Raw genomic sequence first — 19339 nt, forward strand, 5'->3', positions numbered from 1 at the left:
GACACCTCATGACTGACCAGAGTGATAAAGACCGCAGGGCGAAGATTAAGATTCTGAAAATTCTCGGAATTATTATCGCCGTCATTTTTGCTTTTATTATTTTCGTTTCCGTTGTTGGCAGCTCAGGAAGTGACGATGAAGCCACCACCTCCGAAACCCCCACCTCCGAAACCCCCACCAGCGAAGCTGCCACCAGCGAGACTGTCGCAGCACAGGAAACCACGAGCGAAAACGTCATGCCGTGGACTCGCCACGAAATGTGCCAACCAGATGACGGCACCGCAGCCATGCTTACCGGTGTGCTTCATGATCAATCACTGACGCTTGCTAACGCTCAGCTGATCAAAGACGGCTCCGACACATGGATTGGTGCCTCACTCGTCCGTCCTGATGGTGAGTTTGAGTCCCGCTCCGATGTGTGGCTACTGCAAGACGGTGCGCTGTATTCAGTGTCCAGTGGTGCTCAGAGCAATTCATGGGCAGTGCAAAATCCAGATTCCACCTATGGCATGGCTAATGAGTACGCAGCAGGTGTGGATCGATGCGTAGTCGCTGAATCTATGGGCAAATAAAAAAGAACCCCCTCTTCACCCGAGGCCTAGGAACCAAGAGGGTGAAAAGGGGCAAAGGTTTAATCGCTGAGAGCAATACCATAAACCACCAAGGAGCCTACCATGGCCAGCATCAAGAAGTACGCCGCGAAATCCGCCAAAAACAGGCTACATGTGGCGCGTCCTCTACCGCGATGGACTGTCCCACGCCGAGCTCGTGTGTGCCGTCGCCCATGAGTTAGGCCACGCATACCACGAAGATGATTTTGTCGATGATCATATCCGTGATGCACGTCAAGAGGCCAGGGCTGACAGATGGGCAGTGAGGGCACTCATCACCGCAAAAGCCTACGAACAGGCAGAAGCCCTCGTAGGATCACATGCAGGTGCGTTAGCAACAGAGCTAAATGTCACTGTCGAATACGTGGATGTGTGGAAAGCTCTCCACGAAAAAGCACTAATCCAATAAACCCCAAAATGAAAGTAGGAAATCATGGCACTCTTTAGCCGAAAGTCAGACGAAGAAAAGATACAGAAGAAGCAACTCAAGGAGGCGCGCGACCGCAAGCGAAAAGCAATCGCCGCGATGGTGAGAGGATCTGAACGTCTCAGCTCCGCGTACCCTCTCAACGTGGTCTCGGATGAAGTCAGGCTCGATGAAGAAGCGCTCTTCGTGGCCACTGGAACCTTAGACTCTGAGGACGCCAATGCTGCACTAGTTGCCACGAATGAGCGAATCATCATCGGATGGATGAAGGGCATCTCCTTTGGGCACCTTGAAATCCGGTACAGCGACATTGATCAAATCGATGTGGGCATGAAGCTCTCTGGCTCATGGGTGACTCTGCACCACGGGTCGCATAAGAGGACTCTTGAAAAGTCCGTGACGAAGGATCTGGAAAACCTCAAGCAGGTTGTGCGTGAGCAGCAGGAAAAGCTTGCAGGAACCTCATCTGCACCTGTTGTCGAATCATCAGGCTTGGATGATCTCGCAAAGCTTGCTGACCTCCACCGGCAAGGAATCCTGACAGACGACGAGTTTGCAGCAGCTAAAGCCAAGGCGCTAGGCCTTTAAACAAATAAAAGCCCCTCCCCACCCAACAGTTTGGCGACCACGGGTGAAGAGGGGGACAGTATCTAAGAAAAAATTAATTCCCTAGACACAGGAGAAGTGTATCAAGATGGCACAGAAGCCACGTAAAAGAATCCTCAAATCAGGAAAAGTCTCATGGGAAGCTCGCTACATAGACCCATCAGGCAAGATCCGATCAAAGAGTTTCTCGACGAAAAAAGAAGCCGAGATTTGGATCGACGAAGAAAACCGAAGCGTCCGCCGCGGCGAATGGATTGACCCAAAGGATCAAGAAGTTACTATCGGGCAGCTTGTTCAAGCATGGGCTGATAGATCAAACCGTGAAGGCACGCGCCAAGCCTATCTCCTCACAAAGAAGAATCTCGGTCGGCTAGAGCACATGCCTGCTGGGCACCTTGTACGGACTGATGTTTTCGCTTGGCATCGCCAACTTCGTGACGGCCGGCCGTGGATGGGTAAAGATGACAAGGGCTTAGCAGCTTCCACAGCACGTGAGCACGTCGTCCGACTATCCGTGGTTATGAACGGCGCAGTCGAAGACGGCATCATCTTGCGCAACGTCGTTAAACTGCCAAAGCAAGATTCCACTGCCCAAGTACTTCGCTCTGATATTCCACCGATGGAATCAGTCCACAAGATTGTCGAGCAGCTCAATGCTGGCGGTGCCAGATTCCACACCAACCTCCGAGTGAAGGGCAGTCGAACCAAATGGGAACCAGGAGTAAGCGCCCAACTGCCCCAGCCGGTCATCGCAGCGATGGTGGGAGTCGCGCTAGGGTCGGGTATGAGACTGTCCGAATTATGCGCACTACGGCGGGAAGATATTGACTTCCTCCGAAGAGAGATCAGAGTGGACGCTCAGCTCTCCCCTGACGGGAAGTCACGCGTGCCGACTAAGACCAAGAGTTCCATTCGGGTCATTCCTATCGCGGATGACCTTTTGGAGCTGCTGGACTATCAAGTATCCCAGTCGGTGAACGGGTGGATCTTTGAGACCAATCGAGGGACACCGTACCGGGCCGCTTCCGCTGGAGCTGAATTAAGAAAGACCGTTAGGCATTTGACCTTTGAGGTCACATTCCACACTTTCAGACATATGTTCGCAACAACATTGATTTCGTCGGGCGTGTCTGTGAAGCAGGTTCAGACGCTAATGGGACATGCTTCGGCGGCTACAACATTGGATGTTTATTCGCACTTTTTCCCCGGCGATGATGACGTTTCGAGGAACGCTATTTTTGGTGTCGTAGAATCCCTGAAGATTTTGAGAAGATTTTCCGATAATTCTGGCGACACGGACGGCGATGACCTGCAGAAACAGGCCTAAATACTACGCTAGTTCCACGATTTCCATGTATTGGTCATTCCATAGATCCTCAGTGCCATCAGGAAGCACAATCACACGCTCTGGCTCCAAAGCCTTAACTGCACCAGGGTCGTGTGTCACCAGGACAACGGCACCGGTGTAGGTGCGTAGCGCATCCAAAACCTGTTCACGAGAAACCGGATCAAGGTTGTTGGTCGGTTCGTCGAGAAGCAAAACATTGGCGCGGGAGGAGACCAACGTTGCCAAGGCCAGGCGGGTCTTCTCACCACCGGACAGGGTGCCGGCTGGCTGGGAGAGCTGTTCACCAGTGAACATGAAGGCACCAAGGAGGCTGCGGAGGTCCTGTTCATCGGCATCTGGACAAGCGTCGATGGTGTTTTGCCAGACGGATTTATCCGGATCGATGGTGTCGTGCTCCTGCGCGAAGTAACCGATCTTCAGGCCGTGGCCGGTGACAATGCCACCTTCGCCGTCGGTGCGTTCCACACCGGCCAAAAGCTTGAGCAAAGTGGTCTTACCCGCACCGTTAAACCCAAGTACAACCACGCGGGAACCCTTGTCAATGGCGAGGTCAACACCTGCAAAGACTTCCAAAGAACCGTACATCTTGGTAAGGCCCGTGGCATTAAGCGGAGTCTTGCCACAAGGGGCGGGCTCTGGGAAGGAAATGTGCGCCACGCGGTCTGCCACGCGAATCTCATCCAAGCTGCCCATCATCTTCTCAGCACGAGCAATCATCTGCTTTGCAGCGGCTGCCTTGGTAGCCTTTGCGCCCAGACGCGCAGCCTGGTCCTTTAGGGCACCAGCCTTCTTCTCAGCATTGGCGCGCTCACGACGACGACGTGCTTCATCGGTTGCACGAGCATCTTTGTACTTGGCAAAGCCCATGTTGTACACATCGGCTTCAGCGCGGACTGCATCGAGGTACCAAATCTTGTTACAGACGGCCTCCAGCAATTCCACATCGTGGGAGATCATAATGAGTCCGCCCTCGTGCTTTGAGAGGAAACCACGCAACCAAGTGATGGAGTCAGCATCAAGGTGGTTGGTTGGTTCGTCGAGAAGCAAAGTGGTTTTGGACTTACCTGAGCCGTTGGTGGCGGCGAAGAGGATCTGCGCCAGCTCCACACGACGGCGCTGGCCACCGGACAAGGTCTTTAGCTTTTGATCCAAGATACGCGCTTCGAGGCCCAAGTTATCGCAGATCTGCGCAGCTTCGGAGTCAGCTTCATAACCACCAAGTGCTTGGTATTGCTCTTCCAGGCGGGAGTATTTGCGGATGGCGGCATCGCGCTTGCCGTCATCGCTGGTGGTTTCCATAATCTCTTGCTGACGCTCAATATCTGCACGCAGCTGATCAAGGCCACGTGCGGAAAGAACGCGGTCACGAGCAGTTTGCTCAATATTGCCCTCGCGGGAGTCCTGCGGGAGATAACCGATTTCACCTGAGGTGGTGACAGATCCTCCAAAAGGCTGGGTTTCGCCGGAAAGGATCCTCATGGTGGTGGTCTTGCCCGCACCATTTCTACCTACCAGACCGATACGGTCGCCAGGCTGCACCCGCAGCAGTTGGCCGGGGGCGTCGAGAAGGGTACGTGCGCCAACGCGCACCTCTAAATCATTGGTGACAATCACAACCTGTCAGTGTATCAACTAAGTTGGTGTGGTCAATAAACGGGCAATACTCCCCTCGGATATATCCGTTTTAGGCAGTACTTTATGCAGCTTTGCCCGTCCAAACCGCAAAACTTTGTCTATGGTGGGCTTATGGAGTTTCCACAGCGCAAGAAACCCAACCGCAAGGCACAAGCAGGCGATGTCACTGCTGGATCCGAACATGGCACCGACTTTCACGTTGCCTACCAATTAAATCAATTTCAAAAAGGCAGCTTTGTGATGCGCTTTCCGCATCAGCCCTCTAAGAACGAGTTGCTGACGCAGGTGGCAAAATACGGCCTTGTTGCTCGCGACATTAAAGAAATTACTGCGACTCCCCTGTCGCTCCACCCCGCCGCCCGCGCTCGTCCAGCAATCACTCCGCTTCCCGCAAGCACCCACTGGGCGAACCCTACTGTTTCGCCTGCAGAGCCCACAGCAGCGCCTAATGTGACCTATGAATTTGATGACGTAGACGGTCCTGAACCCTCCACCTGGTTGCCTGGCCCACCTCAAACCTATGACGCCAATCAGGCGTCGCTAGCTCGACAGCGGACATCCAAGAAGCGGATCGGCTGCCTGCGTCCGCTTTTGGGGTTAGCGATTGCCATCTACCTTGGCTTCGCATACCTATCTGACGCTACCTATTTTGACGGCCAGCTGAGCAATTACGCCGTTTCCAATGATGCGGGTTTTATCCAGAAGATCTCGGAATGTAATGATCTGCGGAGTGAACAAGCCTCCATCAATGAAGACATTTGGGGCGAGGCACCCGGTCTATTTGACGATCGTGCCTCCACCTTCGCCCTGCACCCCGCTAATTTAGCCTTTGTTGTTGGCTGCGTTAAAGGCTAAAAAGAGCGCTTTTCGACGAAAAAACCCACCACTTACCTTTAGCAGGTATGCGGTGGGTTTAAAGATTGCTTTACTTAGACAGCAAAGCCAAGAGCCTGCAACTGAGCACGGCCTTCTTCGGTGATCATATGTGGACCCCATGGTGGCATCCAGACCCAGTTGATAGATAGCTTCTCAGTGATGCCATTGCCAACAACTGCAGTACGAGCCTGATCTTCAATAACGTCAGTCAAAGGACACGCTGGTGAAGTCAGAGTCATATCAATATGTGCCTCATTGCCATTGATGATGTAGATATCATAAACCAGGCCGAGGTCAACAACATTGATTCCAAGCTCTGGGTCAATAACGTCGCGCATGTATTCCTCGACGTCACTAGCCTTTGCAAGATCTTCCTCAGACTGCTCTGGACGCTCAGCGCCTGGAGCCTCAAAAGTAGCAGAGTTCTGCTCTTCAGCCTCTACCTGATCTTGGCGATCTTCTTCGTACTCGCTCATTTTTCCTCCATTGCTTCAGCAGTAGCTGCTTGAAAAGCCTTCCAACCGAGCAATGCGCACTTCACGCGTGCCGGGTACTTTGACACACCGGAGAAAGCAACGCCGTCTCCAATAATGTCCTCATCGCCCTCGAGCTGGCCTCGAGAAACAATCATTTTCTCAAATTCTTGCAGCTTGACCATGGCTTCTTCAACCGGCTGGCCAACAATCTCCTCTGCCATCACTGAAGTTGAAGCCTGGCTGATGGAGCAACCGACTGCATCATAAGAGACGTCCTCGACGGTCTTGCCGTCTGCGGAGAGCTTGACGCGCAGCGTCAATTCATCACCACAGGAGGGGTTCACATGGTGGACCTCTGCATCAAAAGGATCGCGCAGACCCTTATGCTGGGGATTTTTATAATGATCCAGGATCACCTCCTGGTACATCTGCTCTAGTTTCATGATTCAACTCCAAAAAACTGCTTCGCCTTTGCGATTGCTGCCACCAGGGCATCAACCTCTTCAAAGGTGTTGTAGAGGTAGAAAGAAGCACGTGCCGTTGATTGAACATTCATGCAACGGTGTACTGGCCATGCACAGTGGTGTCCAACACGGATACAAACGCCCTGGTCATCGAGGACCTGGCCAAGATCATGGGGGTGGATACCATCAACGCTAAAGCTGATTGCAGCGCCACGCATTTCTGCTTCAAGTGGGCCTACAATGTGCAGGCCACTGATCTGCTGCAATTTCTCCAGCGCATACTCGGTGAGAGCATGCTCATGAGCGCTAATTGCGTCCATGCCGATTTCCTCAAGGAATTCCACTGCTGCACCCAAACCAACAACTTGGCTGGTCATCTGGGTACCTGCTTCAAAACGCTGCGGTGCCGCTGCGTAAGTGGAGCCTTCCATGGTGACAACCTCAATCATGGATCCACCAGTTAAGAATGGTGGAAGTTCATTCAAGATATTGCCCTTGCCATAAACCACACCAACACCGGCAGGGCCCAACATCTTGTGTCCTGAGAATGCGGCGAAATCTACATCAAGTTCATGGAAATCAATACCCATATGAGGCACAGACTGGCAAGCATCGAGCACAACAAGTGCGCCCACTGCCTTGGCACGACGTACCAATTCTGGAACGTCAGCCACAGCGCCGGTCACATTGGACTGGTGGGTGAAGGCAACAACTTTTACGGTGTCGTCTAGTTCCAAAGAATCCAGGTCAATGCGGCCGTCCTCGGTTACCTTGTACCACTTCAGGGTGGCGCCAGTACGGCGGCACAATTCCTGCCATGGGACGAGGTTTGCGTGGTGCTCAAGTTCGGTGACTACAACGGTGTCCCCAGCTTTAATCTGGTACTTACCCGAGCGGTCATCGCCAAGAGTGTAGGCAACAAGGTTTAGGGCTTCAGTTGCATTCTTAGTGAAGGCAATTTCTTCCTGGTTTGCGCCGACAAAAGCTGCGATCTTTTCCCGTGCACCTTCATATGCATCAGTAGCTTCCTCCGCAAGTTCGTAGGCTCCGCGGTGTACTGGTGCATTGGTGTGAAGGACAAAGCGTTCTTCTGCGCGCCACACTCGTTCAGGTCGCTGTGAGGTAGCACCTGAGTCCAAATAGACCAACGGTTGGCCTTCCCGCACAGTGCGGCTAAGGATGGGGAATTCTGCCACCACCTTAGCCACATTGAGGGTTCCATCTGCGTTGAGGAAATCGGACATATTACTTGATGAACTGGTCGTAGCCGTCAGCTTCGAGCTTGTCAGCGAGCTCAGCACCACCGGTGGTGATGATGTGGCCGTCGGCAAAAACATGGATGAAGTCTGGCTGAACGTAGTTAAGGATGCGCTTGTAGTGGGTGATCATCAAGATGCCACCGTTGGTCTCCTCCTTGTAGGAGTTGATTCCTTCGGAAACAATGCGCAATGCGTCAACGTCGAGGCCGGAGTCGGTCTCGTCCATGATGGCGAACTTAGGCTTAAGCAGGTTAAGCTGCAGCACCTCATGGCGCTTCTTTTCGCCACCGGAGAAACCTTCGTTAACAGAGCGGTTGGAGAACTCTGGGTCGATGGACAGTGCGTCCTGTGCAGAGCGAACTTCCTTGACCCACTCGCGCAGCTTTGGTGCCTCGCCGCGGGTTGCGGTTGCAGCAGAGCGCAGGAAGTTTGCCATAGAAACGCCAGGGATCTCGGTTGGGTACTGCATAGCCAGGAAGAGGCCAGCGCGGGCGCGCTCATCAACTTCCATGTCGAGAACGTTCTCGCCGTCGAGCAATACTTCACCGGAGGTTACTTTGTAGCGTGGGTGACCGCCGAGGGTATAAGCCAGGGTGGACTTTCCGGAACCGTTAGGGCCCATGATGGCGTGGATTTCACCGGAGTTAATGGTGAGGTTTACGCCCTTGAGGATTTCCTTTGGCTCTGCGGACTCGTCGGAGGGCAGGACCTGTGCGTGCAGGTTACGAATTTCAAGAGTGCTCATCTATGACAATCTTTCAGGTTTTAAGCGGACTTGTACTTTTATGAAGTGAATGTGCCAGGGCAGCTGCTCACATCGTGGCGACTGCCCCGCGGACTACATTCCGAGAACTGCGAGTTCCGAGGTAACGCGGTTTTCCAATTCTTCACGGATGGAAGCAACAGGAACCTTGTTGATGACCTCGTTGAAGAAGCCACGAACAATTAGGCGACGTGCTTCCTCAGCAGGGATGCCACGTGCTTGTAGGTAGAAAACGTGCTCGTCATCAAAGCGACCCACGGTTGCAGCGTGTCCTGCGCCAACGATCTGACCGGTTTCAATTTCCAGGTTTGGAATTGCATCGGCGCGAGCGCCTTCGGTAAGAACCAAGGAGCGGTTAGCTTCGTAGGTATCGGTGCCATGTGCATTGGAGCGGATGAGCACATCGCCCACCCAACAGGTGCGAGCATCTGGCTTATCAGAGGTCTTATCACCCTGCAGCGCACCCTTATAAAGGACGTTGGAGCGGCAATTTGGAACTGCGTGATCTACCAGCAGGCGCTGCTCAAAGTACTGTCCGTCATCTGCGAAGTACACACCGAGCATCTCAGCGTCGCCACCAGGAGCGGTGAAACGAACACGAGGAACGATGCGGACTACTTCGCCACCGAAGGTTGCCACAGTGTGGCGCAAAACAGCGTCGCGGCCGATCTTTGCAAGCTGGTTGCTCAGGTGAACTGCGTCATTGTTCCAGTGCGTATCGGTGATCACGGTGAGGCGAGCATTGTCACCCACGATGAACTCGACATTGTCAGCGTGTGTACCAGAGCCAACATATTGCAATGCGACGATGGCGTCGGCGTTGTCTTGTACCTCAATGGAGATAGCCCCGAAGGAGGTAACACCCTCGCCCTTACCAGTGACGGTGATGGTCACTGGTGAAGGGTTGTGGGAGTTCTTGGCGAAGGTGACAACGTCACCCTCCTCCATAGAAGTCCAAGCTTGAGCGGCCACACGATCTACTGGTGCACCAGCGCGGCCGAGGCGCTCGTCATCGCGGGAAACACGCTCGTGAGTTACTGCTTCTGCGTCTGCAGGAATATCTACAGAGACATCAGCGGCGGTTGCTGGTGCAAATTCGCCATTGTGGAGTCCACGCAGACGACGTAGAGAGATAAAACGCCATACTTCATCGCGTCCGCGAGGGATCTCAAAATCTTCCACGTTAAAGGAAGTAAAGAGATCTCCCTTGGTGTTGTGCGGGGTTGCGGCCTTAACAGTTGCTACTTCAGACATTGGGCTTAGCCCACCGATCCTTCCATCTGCAATTCGATCAGTCGGTTGAGCTCGAGGGCGTACTCCATTGGGAGTTCCTTCGCGATTGGCTCAACGAAGCCACGGACGATCATGGCCATAGCTTCTTCTTGGGCAAGTCCACGGCTCATGAGGTAGAACAGCTGCTCCTCAGAAACCTGGGACACGGTTGCCTCGTGACCAAGGGAAACGTGATCATTGCGGATGTCGTTGTATGGGTAGGTATCGGAACGAGAGATGTCGTCAACCAATAGCGCATCGCACTCAACGTTTGAGGTGGAGTGGTGTGCATTTGCGTTGATCTGCACCAAACCACGGTAGGCTGCACGTCCGCCGCCACGAGCGACAGACTTGGAGACAATGTTGGAGGAAGTATAAGGAGCCATGTGAGTCATCTTGGCGCCGGTGTCCTGGAACTGTCCCTCGCCTGCGAAAGCAACGGAAAGAACTTCGCCCTTAGCGTGAGGACCGGTCATCCACACAGCTGGGTACTTCATGGTGACCTTGGAACCGATGTTGCCATCGACCCATTCCATGGTGCCACCCTCTTCAACCTTGGTGCGCTTAGTCACCAGGTTGTAAACGTTGTTGGACCAGTTCTGAATGGTGGTGTATCGGCAACGTCCACCCTTCTTCACAATGATCTCAACTACTGCGGAGTGCAGGGAGTCAGACTTATAAATAGGAGCGGTACAACCCTCGACATAATGCACATAAGCATCTTCATCAACGATGATCAGGGTGCGTTCGAACTGACCCATGTTCTCGGTGTTGATGCGGAAGTATGCCTGCAGTGGGATGTCAACGTGAACACCCTTTGGCACGTAGATGAAAGAGCCACCGGACCATACTGCTGCGTTAAGTGCAGAGAACTTGTTATCGCCAGCAGGGATAACGGTGCCGAAGTATTCCTGGAAGATTTCCGGGTGTTCCTTCAGCGCGGAGTCGGTGTCAAGGAAGATAACGCCCTTTTCTTCCAGGTCTTCGCGGATCTGGTGGTAAACAACCTCAGATTCATACTGAGCTGCCACACCAGCAACGAGACGCTGCTTCTCAGCCTCAGGAATACCTAGTTTGTCATAGGTATTCTTGATGTCGTCTGGAAGGTCTTCCCAGCTCTGAGCCTGCTTCTCGGTGGAACGGACAAAGTACTTGATGTTGTCAAAGTCGATGCCGGAAAGGTCTGCGCCCCAGGTCGGTACTGGCTTCTTTTCAAAGATGCTCAGTGCCTTTAGACGCTGCTGGAGCATCCATTCTGGCTCGCTCTTCTTGGCAGAGATGTCGCGTACAACATGTTCGCTGAGGCCACGCTGGGCAGAAGCGCCCGCAGCATCAGAGTCGTGCCAACCGTAGTTGTAGGGACCAATGGACTCAATAATTTGGTCATCGGTCAAGGGCTCAGTAACCCCTGGGTTCGTAGTTGCCGAAGTCATGATCCGCTCCTTTCATCAGGAGTGTTTGATGGGTGTCAATGGGATATTTGTTGTGCAGATGCCGTGGCCATCAGCGATAGTGGCTAATGGCTGTGTGTGCTGTCCGAGAAGTTCAGAAACCGCCTGATGCTCTGCCTCACATAACTCGGGAAATTCCGAAGCCACGCTTGAAATTGGGCAGTGATGCTGACAGATTTGCAAACCATTTCCGACAGTTTCGACTGTTGCTGCATAACCATGCCGACTAAAAGCCTCAACTAAGGATTTGGCTGTGTCCTCAATTGATTGATCACTCTCGTGTCCAGGTGTTACCCCTTCCACGATCGTCGCGATCCGCTTTTGGGCAAATTTCCTTACAGCCATATCCCCGCCCACATCACGAAGGGTGTGGAGGGCTGCTACTGCAAGAAGGTCATATTCATGGCCAAAAATTGAGCGACCTTTATCGGTAAGCCGATAGGATTTTGCCGGCCTGCCACGGGTCTTAGGCTCATAAGGATTTTGACGAGGCGCTGCCGCTTCCGCCAGCTCCTCCTCAACCAGATTGTCTAAGTGTCTGCGCACTCCTACTGTTGAAAGCTGAAGCTCATCCGCAATCTCGGAAGCAGTAACAGGGGCGCGTTCCAGCAGGATGAGCAAAATTTTCCGACGTGTATCGCCATCAACGGCATGTACATCTCGATCATTTAAAACTCTTTCCACTGGGTGTCACCTCCTGCTTTCATTTCTTGAGATTGCTTATGGTGTTCCACTTACATCTTTAGACAACACAAGTGTTCCCTAATTCTATTCCCTTGTCCAATCTCTGCCCTTCAACCTGCGGAAATAGCACCCACCACAAGGTTATAAATAAAGCTTTAATTAACTCGGAATTAAGTTAAGGTTCCCTTATTTAGCCTGCGTATGGAATTAGATTCACAGCCAAGCTCAAACCTCCACAAAACTTAATAAATTTTGTGAAATAGCTCTCACCGCCATGCGAAACCGAGGCACCCTCTCCCATTGCGTAGAATATGGCGCGTGACTAAGGACGAGCAGATAATAAATGACACCGAGCACAAAGGAAATCAACCTCGATTTTCCCGGCTCCCCCGTCCTTTGCGCAGCATTGCCCAAGCATTTCCACGCATCGGAAGTGCTGGTTCGCGCTCCGCTAGCCTGCATATTGAAACGCTTTTCGACGTCGCGAACGATGCGAACCCCAGCACTCACCGCGCGCTCAGCGCCGCGGAGCTGCGCCGCTTTGCCTTCCTTAGATATATAGGAACAATTGGCACCTTAATGATTGCCTTTGGAGCCTTGGGCGCAGGCGCCCTGCCGGTAGTAAATAATCCTTATGCCACCTTCCCTGGCGGCAATCTCATGGCCCGGATGTTGCAGTCATCGTCCATGGTGGTGCTCATCGGCGTGGGATTATTGGTACTGGCCTGGGTGATGATGGCGCCTTTATTGGGTGATTTTTTTAAAGCCTCGGCAGACAATAGGCCCGCTTTAACTCTGTCCATGTTGCGCCGCACCTTTGCCGCTTGGGTAGCACCTTTAATGCTCACTGCCCCACTTTTTACTCAAGATATTTATTCTTACCTGGCTCAGGGCTCTATTGTTTCCCATGGCATGGACCCTTATTCCGGTGGACCTTTGGAGCTTTTGGGTCCCGATAATCACCTGGCACGTTCCGTGCCCTTTATTTGGGCCCAGTCACCCTCGCCCTACGGTCCGGTGGCGCTCGGCATCGCGTCGTCGATAAGCACTATTACTAATGACAGCATTGTGGGTGGAGTTTTTGCACACCGCATCGTGGCGCTGCTGGGTGTGCTGGCCGCGGGTTGGGCTGTGACGATGCTGGCGCGACGCTGCCGAGTGTCGGCGGAGGTGGCGTTTTGGCTCGGCATCCTCAATCCGCTGCTGATCCTGCACTTGATTGGCGGAATTCATAATGAATCCGTACTACTGGGCTTTATGCTGGTTGGACTCGAGCTTGGCTTGCGCGGCGCCGATCGGATCCGCACAGGCTGGTGGAAGCCTGCCGCAGTTTACCTGCTCGCCAGCGGGATGCTTATTAGCTGTGCGGGACTAGTCAAGGTAACAGGCTTTATTTGTTTGGGCTTCGTAGGCATGGCTGTGGCGCGAGAATTTCATGCCCGCGGGTTTAAGAATTACTCTTCGCTAGGCTTAGCCATTCTCATTCAAGTCTTCACACTTGTCTTCACGGTGGCCGTTATCAGTGCCCTTAGCGGAATTGGGCTCGGTTGGATTACCGGTCAAGGTGGTGCTGCCACCATTCGCAGTTGGATGTCTATCACCACAAACATTGGCGTTATCTTTGGATTTTTGGCCATGAATTTAGGGCTAGGCGATCACACCGCAGCAATGCTTTCAGTGACACGCGCGGCTGGAATCTTGGTGGCAGGTGCCTTTATGGTGCGCATGCTTTTAGCAACTTATCGTGGACGAATTCATGCTATCGGCGGTCTGGGAGTATCCACCTTTGTGCTAGTTATTCTCTTCCCGGTGGTGCACCCCTGGTACATGCTGTGGGCGATTGTTCCCCTAGCTCCCTGGGCAAACCGCCTGCTCTTCCAAATTGGTGTTATTGCCTATTCCACGGCCTTCAGCTTCTTTGTGCTGCCACGCGGCCTCGCGCTACCTCCCATGACTGTTTTTAATATTTATTTTGGTGCAGCCCTGGGTTTTGCAGCCTTGCTCACAGTTGGATGGTGGAGGTTGAAAAGAACTACAACCTTAGGTCTACACTGATCATTTGTGACTTCTGAGTTTTCCGCGGAAAATACCCCACTTGAGGTGCTACAAGGCAGCTCTGCAGCTCAAGCAACGATACCGCCCCGTGATCCGGCGATTGTCCTAAAAAACGTCATCAAACGTTATGGGCCAACTACTGCCGTGAATGGTTTATCTTTTAGCGTCGAACGTGGTTCAGTGCTCGCATTACTTGGGCCAAATGGTGCAGGCAAGACCACCACCATTGAAATGTGCGAGGGTTTTACCGCACCCACCGCTGGTGAAATTGAGGTGCTGGGCATAAATCCCACCACCCATCCAGACCAGGTCCGTCGCCGCATCGGCATCATGCTGCAAGGTGGCGGTTCCTATAGCGGAATTAGGGTGCTGGAAATGCTAAAACTTAGCGCCTCCTATAACGCCAATCCGCATGACCCAGAATGGCTACTGGACCTGGTGGGGTTACGCGAGCAGCGCAACACCACCTACCGCAGGCTCTCTGGCGGACAACAACAACGCCTATCTCTCGCACTTGCACTGATTGGCCGGCCTGAGGTGGTTTTCCTCGATGAACCCACCGCCGGCATGGATGCCCAATCACGCAATATGGTGTGGGAACTGGTCAGCAACCTCAAAAGGGATGGCGTCACTGTTATCTTGACCACCCACCTGATGGATGAGGCGGAGGCCTTGGCTGATCAAGTAATCATTATTGATAAAGGTCAGATTGTTGCCAGTGGCACTCCAGCGGAACTAACCAGCCAAAATAAGGAAAGAGGGGGAAATATCTCCCTGGAGACAACTACTCCCCTTGATCTAAACGCGCTCCTGGAAAAACTACGGACTGCAGGCATTGAGAATGTGCAGGTACGCGCCAGCAGGCCACTGTCTTATTCCATCAAAATTGATCCAACCCCGGTCTCAATTGCGCAAGTCACGCTGGCCATTGCAGAACAAGGTGTGTTGATCAATGCACTCAATACCGGACACCGTTCTTTGGAAGATGTCTTCCTGGAAATTACTGGCAAAGAACTAAGGAGTTAATCCCCCATGTCTAAAAAGCCTGCAGCTACCCATACCGCCAACTCGGCCCCGGTACAACAGAGTTATGCTCCTGGAACCTTTGCGCCGGCTCCGCAGCGCGCTACTCCAGCTCGTATGCTCGCTGCCCAAGGTAAGGTGGAGTCCCTTCTTTTCCTGCGCCACGGTGAACAACAACTGCTAAATATCATCATTCCTTTTATTGGATTGATTGCTCTAGCAAAATTTGATCTAGTACCCGGCGAACATTCCCTGGACAAGACCTTCCCCTTTGTATTGGCTGTGGCTTCAATGAGTTCCGGGTTCACGGGTCAAGCCATCAGCCTTGCTTTTGACCGTCGATATGGCGCTCTTAAAAGAACTGGCGCCAGTGGAGTTCCAGCCTGGACGATTATCTTTGGCAAGGTCATCGCCGTGGTGGCAGTAACGGTGGTTCAAGTCATCATCTTGGGCACCACCGCACTGCTCTTGGGTTGGAGTGCTCCACTGGGCGGTGTGATCTTTGGTCTTTTCACTCTCTTTGTGGGTGTTGCTACCTTTACCGCCATGGGCCTCTTAATGGGTGGCACCTTATCTTCAGAATTAGTGCTTGCACTTGCCAATCTCATTTGGATTACCTTGACCGGACTTGCCGCATGGGCTGTCTTTTCCCCCGAGGTTGATGCTGGTGGAATCCTCTCCATCATTCCTTCCATCGCACTGGGTCATGGGATGGTAGAGGCCTTTAATGGTCACCTGCCATGGATGCAATTAGGAATTTTACTGTTGTGGCTGCTTGGTACCTCCTTTGCTGCCAATAAGCTCTTTAGCTTTACCGCCAAGTAATTCCCGAACCTTTCCTGACCGGTCTCCGCAAGAGGCAGGCAGGTTGTCGGAAAAATCCCCCAAAAGTTCCCCAGTTTCTTAGTGGTTAATCCCACTGCCACTGGGGCTTTTCCAATTCCCAATATTGTCCTATGAAGGGATAAGGTTGTCGCTGTGTCTACTTCGATTGTGCCATCTGATCAGTCATTAAAGATGGGTCCGTTTGCCAAATGGGCTCCCACCATGAAGCTGCAGCGCTTGCTCGCACTTTTGCTGCTGATTTTCCAGGGTGGCATTACTGTCACCGGTTCCATTGTGCGTGTTACCGGCTCTGGCCTTGGTTGCGATACCTGGCCACTGTGCCACGAGGGCTCCCTGGTTCCAGTTGCAGGTGCAGCACCCTGGATTCACCAGGCCGTGGAATTTGGCAACCGCATGCTCACCTTTGTGCTGGTAGCTGCTGCCCTTGCAGTGTTCCTCTCAGTTTTGGCTGCTAAGAGGCGCAAAGAGATCGTGATCCACTCTTTCATCCAAGGTTTGGGCATCATCGCTCAGGCGGTAATTGGTGGTATCACTGTTTTGGTTGATCTGCACTGGTATGCCGTTGCGCTGCACTTCCTGCCGTCTATGATCTTGGTCTTTTTGGCCGCAGTGCTTTATACCCGCATCGGTGAACCAGATGATGGCACCGCGACTGTTGCTTTCCCAGGTTGGATTCGCGTAGTTGCGGTTATTGCAACTATTGCTATGGCAGTTGTCCTTATCACCGGCACCATGACCACTGGCGCTGGTGTGCACTCCGGAGATGATGGCGTGGGTATGCAAGGTCGTCTCAACGTAGATATTGATTGGATGGCACATGTGCATGGTTACAACATGTACGTCTACCTCTTCTTTACCCTCATTGTGGTCTTTGGCCTTTATCGGGCTAAAGCGGCAGCAAAGACCCAAAAGCTGGGCTTCGCGCTGATTATCTTTATTCTGATCCAAGCAGGCATCGGCATTATGCAATATCGCCTGGGTGTGCCGCGTTGGAGCATTCCTTTCCACATTGCGATGTCTGCCGTGGTCGTGGCCTTCACTTCCCTTTTGTGGGCGCAGGGCCGTCCCCGCTTGGGCGGACAAGCCCAGGTAACCGGTTCACCCGCAGGTGATCTCAAGCACCAAGCACTTAGTGCTGCATAAACTTCAGACTTCCTTAGTCTTCCAGCCCCCGGCGCAGAATTTACTTCTGTACCGGGGGCATTTTGGATATTTTTCCAACTCTGGCGAGGAGTCGGGTTAATCTGGGCTTTATGAAAGCAATTACTGTCTCACGCACCGGTGGACCCGAAGTCCTGGAACTCACTGAAGTTGAAGCTCCACAACCAACCGCTGATCAAGTGCTCGTCAGCGTAACTATGGCAGGTGTTAACTATATTGACACCTATTATCGCGAAGGCATCTACCATTCTCGGTTGCCTCTTATCCCTGGATTTGAAGGCACGGGCCGTGTGCTCCATGATCCCCAAGGTCTTATTGCTGAGGGCACCAAGGTGGCGTGGTGTGACGCGATGGGTTCCTATGCCCAGCAGGTCTGTGTGCCCCGTGACCGACTAGTTGCCGTCCCGGAGGGTGTGAGCCCAGAAATCGCCGCTTCAATGCTGATGCAGGGTATGACTGCCCATTTTCTCACCCATGGTGTGTATGAACTCAAAGAGGGCGATAGCTGCCTTATTACTGCCGGTGCAGGTGGTGTTGGTTTGCTCGCCACCCAAATGGCAGCGGCCCAGGGCGCGCGCGTTTATAGCGTGGTGTCCACCGACGAAAAGGCAGAACTGGCCTTTGATGCTGGTGCTACCGAAGTTTTCCGCTATTCCGATAATTTGGCTGAGCAGGTGCGTCGCCACAACGGCGGTCATGGCGTTGATGTAGTTTATGACGGCGTTGGCCAGGCAACGTTCATGGAGTCTTTGGAGGCAGTGCGCCCTCGCGGCACAGTTTGTCTCTTCGGCGCAGCCTCCGGCCCCGTTGAACCCTTTGATCCACAGTTGCTCAATTCCCACGGTTCCATCTTCTTAACGCGACCCTCACTTGGCGCCTGGACCTCCGAAGAGGGTGAATTTGCCAAGCGCGCGCAGGCAGTTACCCAGGCTATCGTCGAGGGCACCTTAAGGGTGCGAGTCACGGGTACTTATGAGCTTGTCGACGCCCCCTCGGCGCATCGCGATCTGCAGTCCCGGGCCACTAGCGGTTCAATTGTGTTAAGCATTCCACAAGATTAAAAAAGATCCTGGCCCTCACTGAAAACAGTGAGGGCCAGGATCTTTTCGTCGAAAAGCACTTTCTTTTTAGAAGAAAGTAGTGGTCCAACCGAGCATCTCGCCAACGGTCTGGAGACCCAGCACCGCATCCACAGACAATGCCACGAAGAGCACTGCCAAGTAGTTATTGGAGAGAATAAAGAGCTTGAGTGGCTTAACCTTGCCGCCATTCTTGATGCCAATGTGCAGCTTGATGGCCATAAAGAGGAAGGTCACGCCGGAGAGTACCGCGACCACGGAGTAAATCCAGCCGGTGGCTGGGATCAGCAAGAATGTGGTCAAAACGGTGGCTACGGAGTACCACACAATTTGTGAGGTGACCTGTACTGGTGTACGAACCACCGGCAACATTGGCACACCTGCAGCTTTGTAATCTTCGCGGTACTTCATTGCTAGCGCCCAAGTATGAGGTGGGGTCCAGAAGAAGATCACCATAAAGAGCACAATCGCCTGCCACCACTGCTGTGGCACACCAGCTGGGAAGCTATCAACAATAACTGCCCAACCGACGAGCACTGGCATACAGCCGGCGGCGCCACCCCACACAATATTCATATGGGTGCGACGCTTAAGCCACTTGGTATAAACAAAAATATAAAAGAAGATCGTGATCATCACGAAGATCGCCGCGGTGAGCGAATGACACAGCAGCCACAGCCACAAGAAGCTTGCAATAGTGAGCACCCAAGCAAAGATTGAGGCATCCCGATTACTTACTGTGTGGCGCACTAATGGTCGAGCCCTGGTACGTCCCATCTGCTGGTCGATATCAGAATCGGCAACCATATTAAAGGTATTGGCAGCAGCAGCTCCCATCCAGCCACCAAAAACGGTAAGCAAAATGAGAACAATATTATTCTCCCCACGCTCAGCTTGCAGCATGGTGGGAATTGTGGCGACTAATAGGAGTTCGATCACCCTGGGCTTCGTTAGCGCAATATAGGCCTTGATCGTCTCCAAGGATTTTCCTCCACAACGTTGCATTTTTAAATCATCATGTACTTAAGAAGCGCACCTAAACCATATTTGGTGCTTTCACATGCCTTGGATAAAGCACTGTGCCACCACACCTGCCTTAGGAAGTCAGGATGCGCATAGCTCAGTTGTCGGATGAGAGTGGAGAAAAGTTCCCAGAAAACATTTTTAAAGCGTTTTGCTCTCATGTGGCATGCAGATCGCAGCGTGAAATTTATTTAGATCTCCCACTTTGACCAGACTTTGCCATGCTATCTTTAAACGCTCTAGTTTGAGTAATCGTGATGAGGTATTTCACCTTTTCTCC

18 protein-coding genes and 1 pseudogene are annotated in these 19339 nt (G+C 52.8%); 10 read left to right on the forward strand and 9 right to left on the reverse strand.

Annotated features, from left to right (window positions below; genetic code table 11):
• The first annotated feature begins 8 nt into the window (after positions 1-8).
• The 4 genes from H924_RS07425 (at position 9) to H924_RS14565 (ending at position 2971) form a co-directional block, all read left to right on the forward strand.
• Positions 9-572, forward strand: a complete 564-nt coding sequence (locus tag H924_RS07425) for a hypothetical protein (protein ID WP_015651344.1) — start codon at positions 9-11, stop codon at positions 570-572.
• Positions 573-723: 151 nt separating this feature from the next.
• The gene (locus H924_RS07430; RefSeq protein WP_015651345.1) at positions 724-1020 is read left to right on the forward strand and encodes an ImmA/IrrE family metallo-endopeptidase; all 297 of its coding nucleotides are present in this window, start codon (positions 724-726) and stop codon (positions 1018-1020) included.
• Between the two features lie 24 nt (positions 1021-1044).
• Positions 1045-1626: a PH domain-containing protein gene (locus H924_RS14560; protein WP_015651346.1), complete on the forward strand. Its 582-nt coding sequence runs from the start codon at positions 1045-1047 to the stop codon at positions 1624-1626.
• A gap of 397 nt (positions 1627-2023) precedes the next feature.
• Positions 2024-2971, forward strand: a complete 948-nt coding sequence (locus tag H924_RS14565) for a tyrosine-type recombinase/integrase (RefSeq protein WP_245533855.1) — start codon at positions 2024-2026, stop codon at positions 2969-2971.
• Positions 2972-2974: 3 nt separating this feature from the next.
• Here the strand turns inward: H924_RS14565 and H924_RS07445 are convergent, their stop codons facing one another.
• Entirely contained in the window at positions 2975-4606 is a 1632-nt protein-coding gene (locus H924_RS07445; protein WP_015651348.1) for an ABC-F family ATP-binding cassette domain-containing protein, read from the reverse strand.
• Between the two features lie 132 nt (positions 4607-4738).
• On the opposite strand from H924_RS07445, the gene H924_RS07450 reads away from it, so the two are divergent.
• Positions 4739-5482, forward strand: a complete 744-nt coding sequence (locus H924_RS07450) for a hypothetical protein (RefSeq protein WP_015651349.1) — start codon at positions 4739-4741, stop codon at positions 5480-5482.
• Between the two features lie 74 nt (positions 5483-5556).
• On the opposite strand, the gene H924_RS07455 is transcribed toward H924_RS07450, so the two are convergent.
• From H924_RS07455 to H924_RS07485, 7 genes and pseudogenes are all read right to left on the reverse strand, one after another.
• On the reverse strand, positions 5557-5979 hold the full coding sequence (locus H924_RS07455; protein WP_015651350.1) for a metal-sulfur cluster assembly factor: 423 nt from the start codon (positions 5977-5979) through the stop codon (positions 5557-5559).
• Positions 5976-6422, reverse strand: coding sequence for a Fe-S cluster assembly sulfur transfer protein SufU (gene sufU / locus H924_RS07460; RefSeq protein WP_015651351.1), 447 nt, complete (start codon positions 6420-6422; stop codon positions 5976-5978). The genes H924_RS07455 and sufU overlap by 4 nt, the downstream gene beginning before the upstream one ends.
• On the reverse strand, positions 6419-7687 hold the full coding sequence (locus H924_RS07465) for a cysteine desulfurase (RefSeq protein ID WP_015651352.1): 1269 nt from the start codon (positions 7685-7687) through the stop codon (positions 6419-6421). The genes sufU and H924_RS07465 overlap by 4 nt, the downstream gene beginning before the upstream one ends.
• Before the next feature lies 1 nt (position 7688).
• Positions 7689-8447 (reverse strand): Fe-S cluster assembly ATPase SufC, encoded by a 759-nt coding sequence (gene sufC / locus H924_RS07470; protein ID WP_015651353.1) that lies wholly within the window; start codon positions 8445-8447, stop codon positions 7689-7691.
• Positions 8448-8540: 93 nt separating this feature from the next.
• Positions 8541-9719, reverse strand: coding sequence for a Fe-S cluster assembly protein SufD (sufD, locus tag H924_RS07475; protein ID WP_015651354.1), 1179 nt, complete (start codon positions 9717-9719; stop codon positions 8541-8543).
• Positions 9720-9724: 5 nt separating this feature from the next.
• Positions 9725-11170 (reverse strand): Fe-S cluster assembly protein SufB, encoded by a 1446-nt coding sequence (sufB, locus tag H924_RS07480; RefSeq protein WP_015651355.1) that lies wholly within the window; start codon positions 11168-11170, stop codon positions 9725-9727.
• Positions 11167-11872: pseudogene (locus H924_RS07485) on the reverse strand (helix-turn-helix transcriptional regulator). Before H924_RS07485 ends, sufB begins: the two are co-directional and overlap by 4 nt.
• Before the next feature lie 318 nt (positions 11873-12190).
• Here H924_RS07485 and mptB point away from each other — a divergent pair.
• The 5 genes from mptB to H924_RS07510 all read left to right on the forward strand — a co-directional run bounded on the left by mptB (position 12191) and on the right by H924_RS07510 (position 18018).
• Positions 12191-13927, forward strand: a complete 1737-nt coding sequence (gene mptB, locus H924_RS07490; RefSeq protein ID WP_015651357.1) for a polyprenol phosphomannose-dependent alpha 1,6 mannosyltransferase MptB — start codon at positions 12191-12193, stop codon at positions 13925-13927.
• A 6-nt stretch (positions 13928-13933) separates the two neighbouring features.
• Positions 13934-14953, forward strand: a complete 1020-nt coding sequence (locus H924_RS07495; protein ID WP_015651358.1) for an ABC transporter ATP-binding protein — start codon at positions 13934-13936, stop codon at positions 14951-14953.
• Positions 14954-14959: 6 nt separating this feature from the next.
• On the forward strand, positions 14960-15775 hold the full coding sequence (locus tag H924_RS07500) for an ABC transporter permease (RefSeq protein WP_015651359.1): 816 nt from the start codon (positions 14960-14962) through the stop codon (positions 15773-15775).
• Positions 15776-15967: 192 nt separating this feature from the next.
• On the forward strand, positions 15968-16939 hold the full coding sequence (locus H924_RS07505) for a COX15/CtaA family protein (protein WP_029703389.1): 972 nt from the start codon (positions 15968-15970) through the stop codon (positions 16937-16939).
• Between the two features lie 110 nt (positions 16940-17049).
• Positions 17050-18018 (forward strand): quinone oxidoreductase family protein, encoded by a 969-nt coding sequence (locus H924_RS07510; protein ID WP_015651361.1) that lies wholly within the window; start codon positions 17050-17052, stop codon positions 18016-18018.
• 66 nt (positions 18019-18084) lie between these two features.
• Here the strand turns inward: H924_RS07510 and H924_RS07515 are convergent, their stop codons facing one another.
• Entirely contained in the window at positions 18085-19017 is a 933-nt protein-coding gene (locus H924_RS07515) for a heme o synthase (protein ID WP_035107823.1), read from the reverse strand.
• Between the last annotated feature and the right edge of the window lie 322 nt (positions 19018-19339).

This window comes from Corynebacterium callunae DSM 20147, assembly GCF_000344785.1.
GTDB classification, from domain to species: Bacteria; Actinomycetota; Actinomycetes; order Mycobacteriales; family Mycobacteriaceae; genus Corynebacterium; species Corynebacterium callunae.

What these genes read in the sequence shown, in the direction of transcription:
- H924_RS07425 (WP_015651344.1), top strand. Translation starts at nt 9, where the DNA reads ATGACTGACCAGAGTGATAAAGACCGCAGGGCGAAGATTAAGATTCTG.
- H924_RS07430 (WP_015651345.1), top strand. Translation starts at nt 724, where the DNA reads ATGTGGCGCGTCCTCTACCGCGATGGACTGTCCCACGCCGAGCTCGTG.
- H924_RS14560 (WP_015651346.1), top strand. Translation starts at nt 1,045, where the DNA reads ATGGCACTCTTTAGCCGAAAGTCAGACGAAGAAAAGATACAGAAGAAG.
- H924_RS14565 (WP_245533855.1), top strand. Translation starts at nt 2,024, where the DNA reads ATGCCTGCTGGGCACCTTGTACGGACTGATGTTTTCGCTTGGCATCGC.
- H924_RS07450 (WP_015651349.1), top strand. Translation starts at nt 4,739, where the DNA reads ATGGAGTTTCCACAGCGCAAGAAACCCAACCGCAAGGCACAAGCAGGC.
- H924_RS07455 (WP_015651350.1), bottom strand. Translation starts at nt 5,979, where the DNA reads ATGAGCGAGTACGAAGAAGATCGCCAAGATCAGGTAGAGGCTGAAGAG.
- sufU (WP_015651351.1), bottom strand. Translation starts at nt 6,422, where the DNA reads ATGAAACTAGAGCAGATGTACCAGGAGGTGATCCTGGATCATTATAAA.
- H924_RS07465 (WP_015651352.1), bottom strand. Translation starts at nt 7,687, where the DNA reads ATGTCCGATTTCCTCAACGCAGATGGAACCCTCAATGTGGCTAAGGTG.
- sufC (WP_015651353.1), bottom strand. Translation starts at nt 8,447, where the DNA reads ATGAGCACTCTTGAAATTCGTAACCTGCACGCACAGGTCCTGCCCTCC.
- sufD (WP_015651354.1), bottom strand. Translation starts at nt 9,719, where the DNA reads ATGTCTGAAGTAGCAACTGTTAAGGCCGCAACCCCGCACAACACCAAG.
- sufB (WP_015651355.1), bottom strand. Translation starts at nt 11,170, where the DNA reads ATGACTTCGGCAACTACGAACCCAGGGGTTACTGAGCCCTTGACCGAT.
- H924_RS07500 (WP_015651359.1), top strand. Translation starts at nt 14,960, where the DNA reads ATGTCTAAAAAGCCTGCAGCTACCCATACCGCCAACTCGGCCCCGGTA.
- H924_RS07505 (WP_029703389.1), top strand. Translation starts at nt 15,968, where the DNA reads ATGGGTCCGTTTGCCAAATGGGCTCCCACCATGAAGCTGCAGCGCTTG.
- H924_RS07510 (WP_015651361.1), top strand. Translation starts at nt 17,050, where the DNA reads ATGAAAGCAATTACTGTCTCACGCACCGGTGGACCCGAAGTCCTGGAA.